The following is a 15987-nucleotide window of genomic DNA, read 5'->3' as shown; positions in this document are numbered from 1 at the left end:
AGAACGAGGGCGGTTCGGCGGCGGCTGCTGGAGAAGCGACCAGTGCGGCGGCTGCCACGGTGGTCAGCAGGGCAACAGCGTTACCTTTCCCAACACCTGCCCGGTCGTCTTGGCGATCAGGATCTCGGTTCCTTCCACCTCGATGTGGAAGTCGACGAACGCACCTGCCGAACACTCGCAGGGCACATCGCGCGGACCGCGTACACGATGGTCCAGCCGACCCCCGGGGTGATCCTGCGGGAGGCACGGGACCACGATGGTTCCCGCTCGATCACTCCTGTAACCGACCATCTCGACGGGCTGCCTGCGGCGTGGGCGCTTCGAATTCAGGGCAAGCGGATAACGCTCCGCTTGGATCCCCGCGCATCCAAGCTCCATGCGTATCCGCTGCGGATGATGCGCGAAGCGATGCTGCGCACCTACGAAGATAACGCCGGGATCGTCTTTCACGCTGCGGCAGCGGATCTCCATGGGCACGGTGTCCTGATCTGCGGCCCCCGACACGCCGGCAAGACCACCTTGCTGTCCTGCCTGCTGCGGGCATTCGATGGCGATCTTCTCGCCAACGACCGCATCATCGTGCAGCCGAGCGCCCGTCTGATCGCGGTGCCGCTGCCCGTTCCGGTGGGGAGGGGAACGCTCGAAGCGGTCCCCGAGTTGGCGAAGGTGTCCAAGCGTCTGTCTCGACCGCAGCCTGATCTTTCCAGTTTGCCCAAGGAGTTCGGTGCGGCCCGCAAGGCCGAGTTCACCGCCCGGGAGTTCGCCCGGGCGCTGGGTGGCGATCTCACGGCAGGATCGCGGCTTTCTGCGATCGTGGTGCCGCAGATCTGTGACGGCGATGTTCGTCCGCGCATCCAGCCGCTGCAGCCTGATCAAGCGCGCGCAGTGTTGGAGCAGAACTGTTTCACGCCTCGCGACGAGTTCTGGCAACTGCCGTGGCTCATCCCACGCGTTACCCCGGACGAGGACCTTCACGACCACGCTCGCGACCTCATCAACGAGGTCGCGGAATCGGTTCCGTCCTGTGTGGTCTCCTTTGGCACGCGGCGTCCACTCGACGAGGTCGAGGCGGTCGTCGCCCGGCATGTAAGGACCCTGCTATGAAGAGCACATCGTTCCCGGCTGTGGTGACTGCCGCGGGGGCGGCCACCCGATTCCGCCCGTTTTCCCGTGCGGTGCCGAAAGAGATGCTGCCAGTCGGCACGACACCGGCGGTCGAGCACGTGATCCACGAGTGCCTGGCGGCCGGTGCCAGTGAGGTCATCGTCGTGACCCGTCCCGGAGATACCGTCGTCCCTGGTTACGTCAGCCTCCTCCAGGATGAAGGGCTCCCGGTCGAGACTGTCGAGGAGGACCTCAGCCACGGCTACGGCAACGCCACACCGCTGCTGACTCTGCGCGAGCGTCTCGTGGACTGCGAGACGTTCGCCGTGGCCTTCGGTGATGATCTCCTGCTCGCCGAACCCACCCGGGGAAGCAACCTCGCCGCCATGCGCGAGCGCACTCCTGCTGCGGAAGTGGTGGTCGCGGGGCAGCTGGTCGACGTCTCGCAGGTGCGCTCGTTCGGGATCATCGACACCGACCCCGACATGCCGGAATCCGTGGTGGGGATTCGGCAGCGTCCGCACCCGCACACGGTGGAGGAACCACTGGCGGTCGTCTCCCGGCTCGTCCTGCGACCGAGCATCCTCGACGCACTCGTCCCGAGCGATGCCGCGCGGGGTGAGGTCGATCTGGGTATCGCGGTGGGTCGCATGGCCGGCGAGGCGCCGGTGCGGGTTCATCGGGTCGCAGGGCAGTGGGTCACCGTGGGCGACCCCGAGCACTACCTGGAGGCCCTCCAGCGCTATCAACACCTGCACGCAACCACGTCCAACACCAGGGGAGCGTCGTGACGCTGATCGACATCTTCACCGACCGCTACGAGCACTGCGGCACCGCCGAGAAAACCCATGCCCACCAACAGGGGTTGTGGCACCGCACCTTCTCCGCACTGGCGATCAACCCGACCAAGCGCCGGGTGTGGTTGCAGAAGAAGACCCCGGGCCGGTACTCCTTCGACCGGCCCGACTACGCCGACATCACGGTCGGAGGCCACTACCACGCTGCCGAAACGGTCCCCGACGGGATTCGGGAAGCACGCGAAGAGCTCGGGCTCGGACTGTCGTATTCGGACGTCCACCCGATCGGTGTCCGGCAGACCGCGGTCACGCTGGCACCGGATTACGTGGAGCGCGAGTTCCAGCACTGGCACCTGCTCCCGATCGAGACGGAGTTGGAGCAGATCCCGTTCGCCGATGCCGAGGTCCGCGGCCTGGTCGAACTTGACCTGGACGACGCCGTGCAGCTGGCCGACGGGGAGGTCACCACCGTGGCCGCCCGCTACGCCACTCGCACCGACGGCGGCGCCACTTATACCGAGGGCGTGTTGACCCGCGCCGAGCTGGTGCCGAACTACCTCGCGCTCGACCAGCTCTACCTACGGCTGTTCCTCGCCGCCGACCGCTACTGCCACGGCCAACGCCGTCACCTGTTCTGGTGATCTGTCTTGGAGCGCCATGTCTGTTGCACTCGTGCTCGGCACCCGGCCCGAGGCGATCAAACTTGCCCCCATCGCCGACCGCCTCGGTAGCGATGCGCTGATCATCCACACCAGCCAGCACTACACCAGCGGCATGAACAGCCTTCTCGCCCCCGATCTCGTCCTCGAGACGGGACTGCCGCCAGGCGCCAGCAGGGGAGAACAACTCGGTGCTTTCACGGCCGCGCTCGATCGTGCCTTCCGCGCTCACCGGCCGGAGGTGGTGATCGTGCAGGGCGACACCACCTCCGCCCTGGCTGGCGCTCTCGCCGCCAACACCACTGGCATCCCGCTCGTCCACGTCGAGGCGGGACTGCGCAGCCACGACCGCACCATGCCCGAAGAACACCACCGCATCCTCATCGACCACCTCGCCGACCTCTGCTGCGCCCCCACACCCCTGGCCCACGACAACCTCCTCGCCGAGCAGATCCCCGAGCACCGGGTCACGTTGACCGGCAACACCATTGTCGAAGCGGCGACCGCCTTCCTGCCCAGCACTAGCGATCAAGCCGTCGTCCTAGAGCAGCTGGGGTTGAGGAACACCAGGTTCGTGCTGGCGACCTTCCACCGGCCCGAAAACACCGACGAGACCACCGCGCTGAAGAGGATCCTCACCGAACTGGCCAACCTGCCCGTGCCAGTCCTGTTGCCCCTGCATCCTCGAACCCAGCACCACATCACCGCGCTCGGCCTCGACCGCATCGCAGCCGCACTGCGTCTTCCCGGACCGCTGGACTACCCGACGCTGCTGACGTTGATCCGCCACGCAGGTCTCGTCATTTCCGACTCCGGCGGTATCCAGGAAGAAGTCACCATCTTCAAACGGCCGGTCCTCATCGTCCGCCGCAGCAACGAGCGCCCCGAAACCGAGTCCCACTTCGGTCGCCGCGTCTTGCCTGGCCCCGCCATCTCTACGACGGCGGCCGACTGGCTGTCCGACCTCGACCGCCTGCACGGCGTCTTAGCGCACACCCCGTCTCCCTTCGGCGACGGCACGGCCTCAGAAGTGATCGTCAGGTCAGTGTGGCGGGTGGCGCAAGCAACGGCGCCAGCCCCGGCGTAAGTGGGAGACAGTGGTTGCTCCGCCATGATGAGCTCCGTACGGGCGGTCTACGGGGGCTGGCGCGTCGTTTCCTTCCTCTTCCATGCGAGATCGACAATACGCGGTCTGTCTCTTCTTCTCACTCCCACCGTTCGGCAAACGAGCGTGTTGACCGGCTACCCGATCGAGTGCTGTTCAGAATCGGACAGGTGTGAACGGTAGGTGCCAGGCTGGTACACACCGCACGTTCTGCCGGAAACGAACCCCTCGGCGTAGGCGGCAAGCCAGAATCGATACGGTCGCCGTTCGTGCCGGAAGGCGTGTCTGGGTGGAGAACGGAATGCCGTTTCTCCTTCGTCAGTCCAACAGGGCGACGTTCTCGGCTTGGAGAAGAGCATCTGTGTGGAAGTGGGCGATGACGATGGATCTACTGCAAGCGCGGTGGCTCACGACTGAGGAGTTGGCCGGCAAGCTCGGGGTGGACAGCTCCACGCTACGGCGGTGGAGGACGATGATGCCTCCCCAAGGTCCTCCCTTCGTGAAGATCTCCGAGAGGGTCACCATGTACCACGTCCAGGACGTAGAGAACTGGTTGAACTCTCGCCGGATCACGCCCGGTGAGGTGGCCCCATGAGTGACATGCCCCCTATCGGGGTGAAGCTCTCCGCGGACGTCGAGTACCGAGAAGGGAGAAAGCTACCTTACAAAGCGCGCGTTCGCTGGATTGATCCGGTATCGAAGCTTCGGAAGTCGAAGTCGGAACACGTTGCGACTGCCGAGGCGGCGAAACTCTGGATTGACGAAATGAAGCGCGCGGCCGAATCCGGCGTCGATCCGGATGCGGCAACGAAGAAACTCGCCGATTACGGACACGCGGTGATGGGATTTGCGCTCCGCGGCCTTGAGGCGAAAACGAAAGACCCGTACCTCGCCGGATGGAGAAAGAGGGTCGTGCCCACTCTGGGGCATATCCCAGTACGTATGGTCACTAATGGGGTTGTGGATCGTGCCGTGCACGGTTGGATTGCTGATGAATGCAGCAAGTCGACTGTCAAGAACACGGTCGCCGTTCTCGTGCGAGTAATGGAGCAGGCCGTAAGAGACGGCATCATCGATCGGAACCCAGCGCACGTATCCGGTTGGCAGTCAGCATTCAGAGCTGCGGAGGACGAACTCGAAGACCCGCGGTCGCTTGCGCTGCCGGACTGGGACGCGTTGGCCAAGCTGGCGGATGCGCTTGTTGAGCGATCAGCGGACCGTTTCGCAGGGTGGGGAGAAGTTGTCACCTTTGCGGCGTGCACGGCGGCTCGCATCGGCGAGGTGTCCGGATGCAGGGTTGGGGATATCGACACCCGGTCGTGGACGTGGACCGTGCGCCGCCAGACGACCACAGGTCCAGGAGGGCTTGTTGACAAGGGGACCAAGGGCAAGCGCGCCCGCACGGTTCCGCTCATTCCGGAGATCCGTGAGCTGGTGCAGCGACGCATTGCTTCGCTCAACCACGATCCGAACGCACGGCTGTTCAAAGGACCACGGGGCGGGCGGATCACCACTGCGGTGTTGCGTGATGCCACGCACTGGGACGAGGTGGTGACCCAGCTCGGTTACGAGCACCTCCGGCGCCACGATCTCCGGCACACCGGGCTGACGTGGATGGCCGACGCGGGGGTTCCTCTGCATGTCCTCCGCAAGGTCGCGGGGTACGGGAACATCACGACAACCCAGCGGTACCTGCACCCGGACCAACAAGCCATCCACGCCGCTGGTGCCGCGCTCTCAGCGTTCCTGAACCGCGGGTCCCCAAGTGGTCCCCAGCTCAGAGCGATGTAGCACGACGCGTTCGAGGGTCAGTGAACGCGAAAAGCCCGCTGACCTGGCAATTTGAGCCAAGCCAACGGGCTTCTCTCCTGTCGGGACGGCGGGATTTGAACCCACGACCCCTTGACCCCCAGTCAAGTGCGCTACCAAACTGCGCTACGTCCCGGCCTCACCTCAACTGGTGTGTCCACAGTCTAACGCACCACCAAACGGGCGATCACCGGGGGTCGGGTTGGTGCTCCTACCTGCTGTTTTCCGCCTGCGGCCGCGCTCCACCGGCAGCCAGGCCCACTGCTGCGCTCAACGCGCGCGGTCGTGCCGCAGCCGCGTGCGGGGGCGGTCCGACTCGGGCCAGACGTACGGCAAGTCGTCCGGCACGTCCGGGAAGTAGCGGAGGTAGTATTCGCGGTTCTTGCGCAGCAGCGCTGACTGGTGTGCGCGGTGAAAATCCGGGTCACCCAGCCAAGGGGGTAGCTCACCGGCGGTGCGCAACGCAGACCAGCTGCGGATGAGCCTCCGGTGCGTCGCGGCCTCGAAATCCGTCTGGATGGTGGCGGCGCAGGTGTCCTTGCGCCCTGCTGCGGTCCACGTCGCGCAGATCGTCAACCCGTAGCAGGCGAGCGCCTCCTCGTAACCCGCCCACATCGCCACGGCCGGGTGGTGCTGCCACCCGTAGCCGGGCACGGTGAGAGCGCGCAGTATTTGCAGAGCCTCGACTCGCTGCTTGCCCAGGCGCGCCCGGTCGAGCACCTCAGCTGTGGCTTCGAAGCTGGGGTAGGGCAGGAACGTCTGCACTCCCGGAACGATACCCGCGGGGAAGTGCCGGTTAACCGCGAAGTGAGCGAACGGACCCCTTGCCCCGCCCTCAAGATCTGCTGCCTCCCGACCGCCAGGTGGCCCGGCCCCAGGCGTCCCAGCGGTCACGTCTGGTACGGCTCGGCCTTGAGCAGCGTCACGTGCATGCTGTCCCCGCTGGGGACCTCGTACTCCCGGGTCTCCCCTTCGCGAGCGCCCAGCAGAGCGCGCCCCAGCGGGGACTCGGGGGAGTAGACCTCGATCGGCCCTTCGGTGCCGGCCGCCCGGGACGCCAGCAGGAACGACTCGGTTTCGCCCTCGTCCTCGTAGCGGACCGTCAGCATCATTCCGGGGCTGGCCACCCCGCGGTCTTGCGGCGGTACCCCGACCCTCGCGTGGTTCAGCAGGTGCTGGAGCTGCCGGATCCGGGCTTCCTGCTTGCCCTGGTCCTCGCGGGCTGCCTGGTACGCCTGGTTCTCCCGGAGGTCGCCCTCCTCGCGGCGGTTGCCGATGTCCTCGGCGATGATGGGCCGGTTCGCGATCAGCTCTTGCAGCTCCTGCTTGAGCCGGTCATAGGCGCCCTGCGTAAGCCAGGTCGTTTCGGGCTCGCTCACGGTCTGCACCTCTCGCTGGTCGGTCGCGGGAGCGTGGGCACCGGGGACCGGCGCCTCTCCCGGGGTGCTGTTCATCCGAAATACCCGCTGCTCAGCCCGACTACACCTGGGGGCATTCCGGTGCGGACCGGTGGGATCAGTGGGATTGTGGTGGAGTGCGGAAGGGGCAGGAGAGCCCGGAATTGGCCAGGGCCGGGGCGCGTGGCCTGGTGGCTGCGTTGGCCATGAGCGGATTGCGAACCGTCACCGGGAGCCTCGGGCTGATGCGGCGCACCCCGCCCGAACAAGTCGTCGAGCTCTCCGCGCCGCGCACGATGCGGAAGCTGCCGACCGGTGGGAGAACCGCGCTGGTCGAAGGAGCGCACTGCGTCTACGGGGTCGCTGGCGGAGTGGTCTACGCCCTCCTGCCGGAGCGAATTCGCCAGCAGTGGTGGGCGGGGCCGTGCTACGGCGTGGCGGTGTGGCTGGTCTTCGAAGCGGCGATCGCGCCGGTGCTGGGCCTGCGACACCCGGAGCGGCGCAAGCTGCTGGCCCGGGCGGCTCTGGTGGCTGATCACGCCCTCTACGGGGTTGTGGTGGCGGGCGGGCTGGCGCCGCGACCGTGACCGCGGACCAATCATCCGTTCCCGCACCGACCGGATCGGATCCCGGCAAGAACGGGACCTAAGGCCCAAGCGGGGGATCGGCACTTTTGGGCATTCTTGCGTTGTATCCGCCGGTGATGACGCATGGGCAGAGGGAGCGCTATGGAGATCAGGAGCAGGACTGGACCGAGCACTGCTGGGCAGGAAGCCACCAGACCTCAGTTCGAGTTTTCAGCCCCTTCCCAAGTCGGTCCTGTTGTCCCGACTCCACGCGAGTCGGCCGAGGACACCGCAGCTCGCTTGGTGGTTGCCCGCGGGCCGGAGGCCGGCAAGCAGATCGTGCTCGCTGCGGAGCGCACCACCATCGGCCGCGACCGCAACTGCGAACTGGTGATCGACGACCCGACCGTGTCCCGTTTCCACGCCGAGCTGTACCAGTGGGAGGGGCGGTACTACCTGCGCGACGGCGACTCGCTCAACGGGACCTATCTCAATCGCAGGTTGGTCGGCGAGGCCGAGCTCGCAGACGGAGACGAGATCTGGGTGGGGAAAGCCCGGTTCTACTTCCGCGCCGGCTGGTAGGTGATCCGCCGGCGCGGGTCAGGCCGGCTGCGGTTGGTAGGTCAAGCAGTCCACGATGTTCTCCTGCGTTCCGACGGTGATTCCCGGCGCTTGGCATTCGAGGCCCACGTTGTACTGGCAGTCCGCCGTCTTGCAGGCTCCGACGTGCCCGGTGATCTGAGGGTCGCCGCCCTGGACGGGGATGGTGGTGAACGTGCCGCACTGCGCCTGCGAGGGTTCACCGATGGTGATCGCGAGCGCGTGGCACTTGTCCTCTTGGTTGTAGGCGCAGTTGTTGACCGTGCACTTGGTGATCACTGGCATTTCCATTGCGGCCTCCTCGGGTAGAAGGGGTCACCCGTAACCCTGCCGCCAGTGGTTCGAACCAGCCACTCGAGTCACCTGGAAGCGGGCCCACGGAGGAAGCGGGTCAGCTTCCCGGCACGACGAGGACCGGGCAGTGCGCGTGGGTCACGCAGTGGTGGCTGACCGATCCGAGGAGGGCCCCGGTGAAACCGCCTCGACCGCGGCTGCCCACCACCAACAAGCTGGCGTTGTTCTCCTCCGCAGCGTCCAGCAGTGCCTGCGCTGCGTGCCCGTGGGCCACTTCCTTGGTGATCGGCACTGTGGACTCGCCGGCCACCTCGCGGATCGTTTGTTCCAGCGCTTGCCCTGTTTTGTGGGCGAAATCCTCCGGGCCGGGCAGCTCCCAGTTGTAGAGGTACGGCACGTCCCACGCTTGCACCGCGACGATGCTGCCGTTGACCAGCCCCGCGTGCCAGAGGGCCCAGCGCAGTGCGGCCTTGGAGGTTTCCGATCCGTCGACGCCGACGACGATCGTGTACTGGGGCGGCTGGTTCATGGCTTCCTCCTGGCAGGATCCGCTTCCAAGGACGCGATGCGGGTCAGCAGCTCGCTCAGGGAACCCGAATCGGCCAGTGCGTAGTGCGCCCAAGTAGGACGGTCCCCGTGCTCCGTGCTGCGAACGACGAATCCCAGCCCACTGGTGTGCACCACTTGCAAGGCGTCCTCATCGGTGTAGTCATCGCCGGCGTACACCGGTAGCAGGTCGGGGTGGTCGGCCATGCCGGTCAGGACCAGGATCCGGCGCAGCGCATACCCCTTGTTCCAGTTGACCGCGGGAACCAGCTCGATCACTTGCCGTCCGGATGTCACGCGCAGCTCGGGTGAGTTCTCCGCTGCACGGTGGGCCTCGGTGATCACCTGCTCCACCGCGTCGTCGGCGACGTTGCGGTAGTGCACCGCCAGCCCGAACCGCTTGCGGTCCAGCAGCACTCCCGGAACGTCTTCCAGTGCCTCGCCGAGCATCCGCTCGGCCCGGTCCAGACCGGGCAGCGCCTTGTTCCCGGCCTCGTGGACCTCCTGGCTGCCGTCCGGTGCGGTGATCTCGAACCCGTGGCTGCCCGCGTACCACAGACCGGGCAAGTCGACGAGACGGTGCACGTCGCTGAGTTCTCGACCGCTGAGCACGGCCACGACGCAGTGCTGGGCGAGCTCCTGCAGGAGTTCCCGGTTCTTCTCCGGGACGACCACCGCGCTGGGCACGCTCTCTATGCCGGCGAGCGTTCCGTCGACGTCGAGCACCAGCACGAGCTGGCGGTGCGCCAGCCGAGCAGCTATCTCGTCCCAGTGCTCCAGGGCATCGGGAAGTGCGGAAAGCGGTTGCTGGGCCACTTCGCTGGTCACAACGAGGCCTCCTGAACAAGTCTGCGGGGGCCGCTGCTCCGATGCCGCCCGGTCGATCTGAGCGGCCGCGGTGAGCACCGGTGCTGCGCAGCCCCGCGCGCCCGCTTCGGCAAGGTGTGCGAGGTGCACGACGGAGGCCGGGAGCTCGTGCATGCCGTGGCCGGCCCGTTGCCGGGGGAAGTCCGGTGAGCCCCCTGCCGCCTCCCCGGTGACCAACCGGGGGTCGAACGCTGCTGGTCAGCTGACCAGCAGCTCGCTGGTCGAACAGCCGGATGCCGGTCGATTCGACGCCCTCCACCGTGCCTCCCCCGGGGGTGTGGGGCGGTGTGCTGGCGGCTGGGTTCGGTCTTCACCATTTCGACCACTTTCCGGCTGTTCCCCCTCTGCAGCTTCCCGACGGGCCGGTCAAGCCGTGCGGGGGGAGCTGCTGAATTCCTCCTCAGCACTGGGGCGAGGCGTGGGGATCGGTGCGGAGGGTTCGATGCTGAGCAGTGCCTGCGGGAAGAAACCGCCGCCGATGAGTTGGCGGATCCCGCTGCGAGCTTCGTGGCTCGTCAGCAGGTGCACCGCGATGCTCAAGCCGAAGTGCCGCGCGGTCAGCCACACGCGCTGCAGCGCTTGCCCCGCCAGCAGATCGGCTTCCCGGCTGCCGAGGGGTGATCCCAGCACCGCGAGTTCCGGTGAGAAAGCACTGGTGAACTCCAACGCTGCCGCTGAGGAACCGCCCGGGACCGCTAGCTCCAAAGCTGGGCCGGTTTGCTCCGGGCTCAACAAATGCAGCCAGCTCTGCTCTTCTCTGGCTGCGCGGACGAGGGTCGCCTGTTCGTACGACTCGCAGGGTTCGGTCCGGAGCGGCGGTGCACCGGTGTGCTGGGCACAGGCGTACAGCGCGGCCAGCTCGGCGGGGGGAGCGGTGCTGCGCCCGGTCGTGCGCACTGTTGCCAACGTGCTGGCAGGGGCCAACCGCGGTAGCAGGGTGACCACGGGTTTGATCTGCTTGTGGAGCAGGCAGAGGCGCAGGTTGAACAGCGCCGCTCCTCCCGCGAGCCGCGAGAGCCGGTGCCCCGATTCCACGTCAGCCGGTCGCTGGGACGGGTGAACGGAGTGCAGTTCGACCGCGTGCCGGTGCACCCGGAGTTCCCAGAGACGACCGTTCGGCGGCCAGACCGTGTGGTCGGTGAACTCGACCGCCTCGGCGAGGTCGTCTTGTGACAAAACCGGCGGTGTCGCAATGTTCTGCATTCGCCGCTCCGATCGCACCGAGTGAATCCGGAGTTCACCGGCTCACTTCCCGGTTCGCATCACCGGGATTTCCCGACTGCTCCCGCCTTCTTGTTGCGGGACTCGAATGGTCAGAATTCCTGCCTCGTACTCTGCTTTGATCTCATCCAGATTGCAGTTGTCGGGCAGCAACATGGTGCGGCTGTAGGTCCCGTAATGGAATTCGCTGTGCTGGCTGCTTCGCTCCTCGCTCTTTCGTTCCGCGGTAATTTCCAGCTGATTTCCTTCCACCCTTATGTGGATGTCCTTTTCGGGATCCACTCCGGGCAGCTCGCACCGGACGACGAAATCGCCTTGGTCGACGTAGGTCTCGGTCCGCATGGGCTGGTGTTCGCCGAACGGCCACCCGGATTCCAACCAGTGGAAAACCTCGGGCATCGTCATGCTCGGGCGAGGAAGCATGCTCGGCATAGTGCACCGCTCCTCAACAGCTGATCGGTCACTGCTTTGCCGTCCTCGGAGTACCCCCGGTGCGCTCGGGGCAAAACGGTGCCGGCCATGGTCATGGCTGGTCTTCGAGTGGATCAGACCGTTCGGTACGGAACGGGACGAGGACGGAGGAATGCCGCGGTTGGCCGATTGCGGGAGGTCGCTCGCGTCAAGTGGAAGCCGGCCGGCGGGAAAAATGCGGATCCGATTGCTGAGAAAAGCTATTTGAGCAGGGTTGCTGAGCATAAACTCACGGGTTGGCATCCCGGTCCGTGGTGACCAAGTCGATGTGCAGCGCGGCCAGACGATGAGGAGGGCGCATGACAGAGCCGGTGGAGAGCTGGGTTCCGGCTGGTGTTGACGTTACGAAGCCGAGTGCTGCCCGAGCTTACGACGCTTTCCTCGGTGGCAGCCACAACTTCGAAGCGGACCGCGAATTCGCTCGAAAAGCAGAGGAGGTTTTCCCGGGGGTGGCGCTGTCGTGCCAAGCAAACCGGGACTTCCTGCGCAGGGCAGTGCTATTCGGGTTGAATTCCGGTGTGCGCCAGTTCTTGGACCTCGGTTCCGGCATCCCGACCGTGGGCAATGTGCACGAGGTGGCCCAGGCGGTGGATCCGCAGGCTCGGGTGGTTTACGTGGACAACGAGCCGGTGGCGGTGGCCCACAGCGAGCTGCTGCTGGCGAACAACGACAACGCGATCATCGTCCGCGGCGATGTCCGTGACCCGGACCACTTGCTGGAGGAGTCGACTCGGCTGATCGACTTCGACGAGCCGGTGATGCTGCTGATGCTGGCTCTGCTGCACTTCATTCCCGATGACGACGAACCCGAAAAGCTCGTTGCGCGCTTCCGGGAGGCCCTGCCCTCCGGGAGCTACTTGGCGATCACGCACGCCACGGATGCGGCTCGGCCGGAAGAGATGAAGGCCCTGGAAGACCTGTACGCGACCAGCAGCAACCCAGCGGTGGCCCGGTCGCCGGAGTGGATCAAGGATCTCTTCGGCGATTTCGAACTGGTGTCCCCGGGTGCCGTTTTCGTTCCCGAGTGGCGTCCGGACGCTGAAACCACTTCCAATCCGGAGAACTACATCTTCTTCGGTGGAGTGGGGAAGAAGAACTGACCGGTCGTCGATTGCGGCGTGGGCGGTCGACGGAGACGGTCCTGGTTGGGAATGGCCGGTGCGGTTCGCTCGGCGGACTGCTTTCCGCGCCGGCCCCCATCCGCTGACCTCGATCGGGTGAAGCGGGGTGCGGGAGTTTCGAACAGGAGGGGCCGCAGCAGTTCCCTCGGCTGCGCGTGGTGGTCGCCCCAATGAGCGCCGCGGTCCGGGTGTGGGTTTCCGCGGCCGATGCCCTTCCACTGTGGCGCAAGTGGAAGGGCATCGCTTCCTCCTCTTGGCGAAGGCCGGTCGGTCGGCCCCTTGCCGAGCAAGGTGTCCAAACTGGAATGGTGCTGGCTGGTTTGCGCGCCAGTGGATTGTTTGCCACTCTGCGGAGAGCCGTTGCCAAACGGTGATCAACACATTGGGTGTTCGATCGAACACTTTACGAAACTGATCGAGAACGGTAAGATGATCAAGATCAGCGGCGCTCGTGACACGAGTCTCGTTTGGTGTCTCCGAGGTTAAAAAATCGCTATCCTTGATCAGCGGGCGGAAATGGTGGAAACACCGCGTGCCGCCCTCGCGAAGACTTCGGACATCGCACGGCGCCCTCAAACGCGCGCTGCTGTGCGTGTGTCCACCAATATGCACGTCATCGAATTACTTCAACCGCGCACCTCAAGGGTGCAGTGGGTTCGCTGTGCGCGAATCCGTGCGAGAAGGAGGCACCGCAATGTCGGACATGGGCGGGTACCGCGGTTCTGACTGGAGAGAACGCGCTGCTTGCCGAGACGAAGACCCCGAACTGTTCTTCCCGGTATCCGAAGTGGGCCTGGGAGCCGAGCAAGCCAAGCGGGCCAAGGCGGTCTGCGCTCGCTGTCCGGTTGCCTCCCAGTGCTTGGCAGATGCGCTGGAAAATGGTCTGGACTTCGGTATCTTCGGCGGCTACACCTCGAGGGAGCGCCGGCAGCTGTCCCGCCGGGCGTCCCGCACCCGGTCGAGCCGCGCCAACGCCTGACTTGGTGATCGTGGTGCCTTAGCCACCGCGGACTGACTCGCCCAAAGAACACAGCGAAGGCCCGGAGCTCCCGGGCCTTCGCTGTGTTTGGCGCACAACCCCGGTCTCATATGACCTGCCGGTGCTGCAGGTACCGGAACATGGCGATCCCCGGAAGTACCGGCAGCCAATAGGTGAGCAGCCGGGAAATCAGCACAGCGGTGATCGAAGAAGTCGGGGAAATGCCGATCGCGGTCAGCCCGGCCACAAGGGACGCCTCCACCGCGCCGATGCCGCCGGGAGAGGGCGCCAGATGTCCGATGGTGTTGCCGGCGGTGAACACCACCACCACTGCGATGAGGGAGAACTCGGCCTGCAGCGCTGAAAGGCAGGCGGCCAGCCCGTAGCCGGAGACGACCAGGTATCCGAGGGCCCCACCGCACAGCTGCGCGGCTCGCACCGGGTGGCGGAACACCTGCAGCAGCTCCGACGCCACCTCCAGCCCCGGCTGGACGATGCGGCGCCGTCCGAACGGGGACCACAGCAGGACTCCCACCGCGATCAACCCGCCGACCACGGGCAACAGCACTTGCCAACCCGTCGGGGTCGACAGGTTGGCGAACGTGCCCGAAAGCCCGAGTCCGAAGACGCCGACGACGCACATCAGGAAGGCGACCGCTCCGGTCGCCGCCTGGTTGAGCAACGTGACACCCACTGCCAGCGAGCGACGCAGCCCCAGGCGCTCCAGGAAAACGAGGTTGATGCCGAAGAAGCCGGCCCCGGCCGGGGTCGTCCGGCCGGTGAACGCCGCCGCGACCTGCACCGCCAGGGTTTTCCAGAAGGGGAGCGCGGTCCGGCTGGATCCGAGGATCGAGATGGCGGACATGAGGACCCCGAGGAAACCGGTGGCCGTCGCCACAGCCAGCCAACCCCAGTCCGCAGTCCGCAATTCGTCGACGACCTCTTGCATGCTGGACAGTTCCGGCAGCAGCAGGTAGACGGCAGCACCGATCAGCACGAGGCCGATGGCGCTGGCCGGGCGCACCGGGGAACGAAAACCGGGAATGGGCTGGTCGGTCCTGTCGGCGAGGGTCTCGCGCAATTCCGTCAACAACTGCCGGCCCACATCCGCCTGGGCCAGAATGCGCCGCGGCAGGGCCAGCGGCACCAAGTTGACCAGCGCCGCGGAGAGCTCCTGCCCGGAAAGCACTCGCATGGCACTGGTCACCGTCCGGTCCACACCGGCCACGGCGGAGACGGACAGCAGGGCTTCCGCCAGGTCCAGGGCGAGTCGACCCGGGTTCGCCCCGGCCTGGGCGAACGTGAAGCTCAACAACCACGGTTGCTTCTCGTCGTCCACCAGGACGTTCTTCGCCCGCAGATCGTGGTGGGCGATGCGCGCTCCGGCCAGCGCCGCGATCTGCCGCCAGATCTCGTCGAGCAGGGCGTCGTCGATCTCTTCCGGCTCGAGCTCGGTCAGCCTGCGGCCGGGGATCTCCCTCACCACCAACAGCGGAGGGAGGTAGTTGAAGTCGCACGCCAGTACGATCGGTGGGGTCCGCACACCGGCGCGGGAGGCCAGCAGCGTCATGTACGCTTCGTGCTCCGCTTCGTGCAGGCGCGAGGACAACTGCGGTGCTGGTTGGGCCTCGAGCACCGTGAGCATGCGGCCCAGCTTGTGCCAGAAGCCCGCCCGACGACCGATCCGGCGAATGACCTTGACCCGCAAGGTCTGCTGGTCCGCGGTGAGGACTTGGAATTCCCTCGGATCGGTCAGCCGATAGCGCAACCCCGTGATGTGCACCGGCCGCAGACCTGCCAGTTCCAGTTCGTGCAGCACCACCTCCTCGGAAACCTTCCTGCCGGGCGCTCCCCACAGCAGGTGCAGGAGAGCCCCGACGCCCCAACCCAGCAGTGCCCCGCCGAGCGCCCCCAACGGCAGGTGGTAGCCCAGGTGCACGTCCGCCACCGCCACCAGCACGGTGAGGATCCAGCCGATGTGCCGGACGACCCGCCCCAAGTACGGTGTGCAGATCACGGCCAGCGCCGCCATGATCGCCACACTGGCCGCCGGGAACAGGAACCCGGGCGAAACCGTGGCCGTCGCGAACGGTGTTTCGCGAGGACCGAGCAACAGGTGCAGAGCGCTGGAGGCGGCCCAGGCCAGGGAACCACCCACCGCGCACAGCACCCCCACGCGCATTCGCTTGAAGTAGAACGCGAGTGCGGCCAGTCCGGCGATACCGGCCCAGGAGCCGAACCAGATCAGCACGCTCCACGCGGGATCGGTGATCGACGGTATCGCCCGCACCTGCCGGTACACGGCCAATTCGAGCTGCCCCACCGGGATCAACGCCAGCAGGGTGGTCCCGGCCAACAGGCCAGCGGCCAGGAGCAGTCGCACGGCGTCGTGCGGGCGATACCGTCGATCACCGATCCCGCGTGGAGCGTGCTGATCTGGTTCGGCTCCTG

17 protein-coding genes and 1 tRNA gene are annotated in these 15987 nt (G+C 66.2%); 9 read left to right on the top strand and 9 right to left on the bottom strand.

Going from position 1 to position 15987, the window contains the following annotated elements; all coding sequences use genetic code 11:
- The 5 genes from SREC43747_RS0116905 to SREC43747_RS0116880 all read left to right on the top strand — a co-directional run.
- Nucleotides 1-1104 (top strand): phosphoenolpyruvate carboxykinase (ATP) (locus tag SREC43747_RS0116905; RefSeq protein ID WP_236623249.1); only part of this gene is annotated, 1104 nt, incomplete at its 5' end.
- A gap of 20 nt (nt 1105-1124) precedes the next feature.
- Complete coding sequence (locus SREC43747_RS0116900; RefSeq protein ID WP_236623248.1) at nt 1125-1895, top strand: sugar phosphate nucleotidyltransferase; 771 nt, start codon at nt 1125-1127, stop codon at nt 1893-1895.
- Nucleotides 1892-2542: an NUDIX hydrolase gene (locus tag SREC43747_RS0116895; protein WP_029722514.1), complete on the top strand. Its 651-nt coding sequence runs from the start codon at nt 1892-1894 to the stop codon at nt 2540-2542. The genes SREC43747_RS0116900 and SREC43747_RS0116895 overlap by 4 nt, the downstream gene beginning before the upstream one ends.
- Before the next feature lie 16 nt (nt 2543-2558).
- Complete coding sequence (wecB, locus tag SREC43747_RS0116890) at nt 2559-3647, top strand: non-hydrolyzing UDP-N-acetylglucosamine 2-epimerase (RefSeq protein WP_029722513.1); 1089 nt, start codon at nt 2559-2561, stop codon at nt 3645-3647.
- A gap of 609 nt (nt 3648-4256) precedes the next feature.
- Nucleotides 4257-5456 (top strand): site-specific integrase, encoded by a 1200-nt coding sequence (locus SREC43747_RS0116880; RefSeq protein WP_029722510.1) that lies wholly within the window; start codon nt 4257-4259, stop codon nt 5454-5456.
- Between the two features lie 80 nt (nt 5457-5536).
- Here the strand turns inward: SREC43747_RS0116880 and SREC43747_RS0116875 are convergent.
- The 3 genes from SREC43747_RS0116875 to greA all read right to left on the bottom strand — a co-directional run bounded on the left by SREC43747_RS0116875 (nt 5537) and on the right by greA (nt 6853).
- Nucleotides 5537-5610 (bottom strand) — tRNA-Pro (locus SREC43747_RS0116875).
- A gap of 134 nt (nt 5611-5744) precedes the next feature.
- Nucleotides 5745-6239, bottom strand: a complete 495-nt coding sequence (locus SREC43747_RS0116870) for an MSMEG_6728 family protein (RefSeq protein WP_029722509.1) — start codon at nt 6237-6239, stop codon at nt 5745-5747.
- Nucleotides 6240-6364: 125 nt separating this feature from the next.
- Nucleotides 6365-6853 (bottom strand): transcription elongation factor GreA, encoded by a 489-nt coding sequence (gene greA, locus SREC43747_RS0116865; protein ID WP_029722508.1) that lies wholly within the window; start codon nt 6851-6853, stop codon nt 6365-6367.
- A 155-nt stretch (nt 6854-7008) separates the two neighbouring features.
- On the opposite strand from greA, the gene SREC43747_RS0116860 reads away from it, so the two are divergent.
- Nucleotides 7009-7458, top strand: a complete 450-nt coding sequence (locus tag SREC43747_RS0116860) for a DUF6789 family protein (RefSeq protein ID WP_201768722.1) — start codon at nt 7009-7011, stop codon at nt 7456-7458.
- A 282-nt stretch (nt 7459-7740) separates the two neighbouring features.
- Complete coding sequence (locus tag SREC43747_RS0116855) at nt 7741-8019, top strand: FHA domain-containing protein (protein WP_236623246.1); 279 nt, start codon at nt 7741-7743, stop codon at nt 8017-8019.
- A gap of 18 nt (nt 8020-8037) precedes the next feature.
- Here SREC43747_RS0116855 and SREC43747_RS0116850 read toward each other — a convergent pair whose 3' ends face one another.
- From SREC43747_RS0116850 to SREC43747_RS0116830, 5 genes are all read right to left on the bottom strand, one after another.
- Complete coding sequence (locus SREC43747_RS0116850; RefSeq protein WP_029722505.1) at nt 8038-8328, bottom strand: DUF1540 domain-containing protein; 291 nt, start codon at nt 8326-8328, stop codon at nt 8038-8040.
- Between the two features lie 100 nt (nt 8329-8428).
- Complete coding sequence (locus SREC43747_RS0116845; RefSeq protein ID WP_029722502.1) at nt 8429-8860, bottom strand: universal stress protein; 432 nt, start codon at nt 8858-8860, stop codon at nt 8429-8431.
- Nucleotides 8857-9705, bottom strand: a complete 849-nt coding sequence (gene otsB, locus SREC43747_RS0116840) for a trehalose-phosphatase (protein ID WP_051388109.1) — start codon at nt 9703-9705, stop codon at nt 8857-8859. Before otsB ends, SREC43747_RS0116845 begins: the two co-directional genes overlap by 4 nt.
- A gap of 405 nt (nt 9706-10110) precedes the next feature.
- Nucleotides 10111-10947, bottom strand: a complete 837-nt coding sequence (locus tag SREC43747_RS0116835; RefSeq protein WP_037332389.1) for a hypothetical protein — start codon at nt 10945-10947, stop codon at nt 10111-10113.
- A 42-nt stretch (nt 10948-10989) separates the two neighbouring features.
- A complete protein-coding gene (locus SREC43747_RS0116830) occupies nt 10990-11307 on the bottom strand; it encodes an Hsp20/alpha crystallin family protein (protein ID WP_236623245.1) in 318 nt (105 codons plus the stop codon).
- Nucleotides 11308-11735: 428 nt separating this feature from the next.
- Between SREC43747_RS0116830 and SREC43747_RS0116825 the strand changes: the two genes are divergently transcribed.
- Entirely contained in the window at nt 11736-12536 is an 801-nt protein-coding gene (locus tag SREC43747_RS0116825; RefSeq protein WP_029722498.1) for an SAM-dependent methyltransferase, read from the top strand.
- Nucleotides 12537-13251: 715 nt separating this feature from the next.
- Nucleotides 13252-13536 (top strand): WhiB family transcriptional regulator, encoded by a 285-nt coding sequence (locus SREC43747_RS0116820; protein ID WP_277675388.1) that lies wholly within the window; start codon nt 13252-13254, stop codon nt 13534-13536.
- Nucleotides 13537-13642: 106 nt separating this feature from the next.
- Here the strand turns inward: SREC43747_RS0116820 and SREC43747_RS0116815 are convergent.
- A partial coding sequence (locus SREC43747_RS0116815; RefSeq protein WP_236623244.1) for a lysylphosphatidylglycerol synthase transmembrane domain-containing protein occupies nt 13643-15987 on the bottom strand: 2345 nt, incomplete at its 5' end.

Origin of the sequence: Saccharopolyspora rectivirgula DSM 43747, assembly GCF_000497205.1 — a bacterium.
Taxonomy (GTDB): Bacteria; Actinomycetota; Actinomycetes; order Mycobacteriales; family Pseudonocardiaceae; genus Saccharopolyspora; species Saccharopolyspora rectivirgula.
Note: the sequence above shows the minus strand (reverse complement) of the source record. Positions and strands in the feature narration are given on the sequence as shown.